Raw genomic sequence first — 2,069 nt, 5'->3', positions numbered from 1 at the left:
ACCAGCCCGACCGCATCCACGACGTACCACTCGGGGTACTTGAGCAGGACGTACGTTATGGCGCCCGCGAGCACGAAGGCAAGCACGGTCGCAAGGTTGCCCAGGTTGCTCAGCAGGGCGTCGTTCATCGTGGTGAGGGCGGACACGACATCGTACAGGAGGTAGTACAACGGAAGGAGCGCGACGAAGGCCACCGTGATCCACACGGAGCCCAGGACGACGTACCGCGCGAGGTTCTGGCGGCGGTACTTTATGAGAAGGAGGATGACCCCGGTGAAGGCCAGGATGAGGACGATGTAGATTACGGCGTTCATCGGGTCCGAAGGGTTCTGGAACGCGGTCATACCCTGGCCCGCGAAGAACGGCGCGATCAGGAGGGCGACGACCTGCGACGCCGCGAGGAGAATTCCCATGACGGCGATGGACCGGATCTCTCGTTCCATGCGCCGCCTACTCCCGTTGCACCCGCCCGAACGCGACGCTGCCCGCGATCTTCTCGATGAACACCTTGACGATGGCGCCCTTCGCGGTCCCGGGAACGTAGATGATGTACTTGTCCAGCTTGGCGATGCCGTCGCCCTTCTTCCCGATGTCCTGGATCATCATCTCGTAGACCTTGCCCTCGACGAGGGGCGCCTCCTCGACCTTGGCCGCCTTCTTCACGGCCTTTACGGGGCGGCGCGCGCCGCAGGCGTCGCACTCGAGCATCGCGATGCGGCCTTCCTTGACGAGCCGGGTGTCCGGGCGGCCGCACTCCTGGCAGAGCACGTAGGCCTCGACGTAGGACCGGATGCGCTCTTCGACGCCCTGGGGCGTGACCTTACTCTTGAAGACGACGCGGCGTCCCTCGAGCGTGCCCGCGGTTCCGAGCTCCCGGAGCAGGTACGTCAGGACCATGTCCGGATCGCGTCGGATCGCCTGGACGATGTCCTCGAAGTTCCGCAGGATCGTCGTCTTGCCTTCGTACGCGAGGTCGGGCGCGGGCACCTGGAACCGCTCGCCGCTGCTCAGGGCGTCGGGGAGGGCCTTCTTGGCTCGGGCCAGGAGCTGCGCGTAGGAGAGGGAGGACATAGGGACCGACCAAGGAGGGGCCTGGGTTTAAAGGTTTAGGCCCGTGGATAGGGCGCGACATAACTGTTGGGCCGCTGAGGTCTAGCGGGGCAACCGGTTTCATAGCCCGTTGTCGCTCGCCACATTTGGGTACTGCTGAATGCCCATCCGGACCGGGGCCTCGCACCGCGTGGTGAGAGATGTGTCAGAGCAATCCGGCCAGCGGATCAAGCCCTACGGTAGTTTTACCTCCTGCTAGTCCTCTTTCGAACCGGGGAGGTATGCGATGGCAAGTGGCTCGACCATAGATGACATGGTATGGGATAGGTTGCTAACTTCGAAATATAACAGGTGGTATTACGAGGCCCTGTGGAGACGCTTCTCTCGGCGCGACACTGCCGTCCGGACCTTTCTCGCCGTGACCTCGTCCTCTACGGTCGCCAGCTGGGCGCTGTGGGGTTCGTTCCCCACACTTTGGCAGGGGCTGAGTGCTGTCTCTGCAGTCGTGGCCATCATTGCGCCGATCCTCGGGTATTCCAAGACGATTGGCCAACTTGCCGACGGCTACCGTCAGTGGGTACATGCAGAGGAAACGTTCGGCGAGATCCGAGAGCGTCTGGAACTCGGCCAAAGCGTTTCCTTCGATGAGTACGAGAAGGCGAAGGAGCGTGTGTTGCCTACGCAACAGTCGGAAATCGGCCTTCCTCGCGACGAGCGTCTGATGGAAGCGTGCAGGCAAGGAGTATTAAAGGAAGTAGGCGTTTCTGACGCGAGGTGATAAAGCATGCTGAAGAAGCGGATGGCTATGCCCGCAGCGGAGCGAGCCTTCACCCTCGTCGAGAGGCCGAGCCCTGTCATGCTTGAGCCGAACAGACCGTGGCCAAGGCCTCCGAAAAAGACCCTCGGCGACGAAGAGACCCGCTAGTTCACTGGAAGAAGAACAGAGGATGCGCCCCTCATGCCCACCCTTGGCGGCGGGTTCATTTTCTTGCAGCGCGAATCCCGAAAGGCTTTTACAA

General features: G+C 62.1%; 3 protein-coding genes. 1 reads left to right on the top strand and 2 read right to left on the bottom strand.

The features are described from left to right. On the bottom strand, positions 1 to 443 hold a 443-nt coding region (locus tag VEY12_08850), incomplete at its 3' end, for a presenilin family intramembrane aspartyl protease (protein HYM40233.1). Between the two features lie 7 nt (positions 444 to 450). After that, positions 451 to 1,071 (bottom strand): translation initiation factor IF-2 subunit beta, encoded by a 621-nt coding sequence (locus VEY12_08845; protein ID HYM40232.1) that lies wholly within the window; start codon positions 1,069 to 1,071, stop codon positions 451 to 453. A gap of 484 nt (positions 1,072 to 1,555) precedes the next feature. Here VEY12_08845 and VEY12_08840 point away from each other — a divergent pair, with 484 nt between their 5' ends. Beyond that, a complete protein-coding gene (locus tag VEY12_08840) occupies positions 1,556 to 1,828 on the top strand; it encodes a hypothetical protein (GenBank protein HYM40231.1) in 273 nt (90 codons plus the stop codon). Positions 1,829 to 2,069: the final 241 nt, after the last annotated feature.

The sequence above is a fragment of the Thermoplasmata archaeon genome (assembly GCA_035632695.1).
Classification (GTDB): domain Archaea; phylum Thermoplasmatota; class Thermoplasmata; order RBG-16-68-12; family RBG-16-68-12; genus RBG-16-68-12.
This window is presented reverse-complemented; position numbering and strand designations above follow the sequence as displayed.

What these genes read in the sequence shown, in the direction of transcription:
- VEY12_08845 (HYM40232.1), bottom strand. Translation starts at nt 1,071, where the DNA reads ATGTCCTCCCTCTCCTACGCGCAGCTCCTGGCCCGAGCCAAGAAGGCC.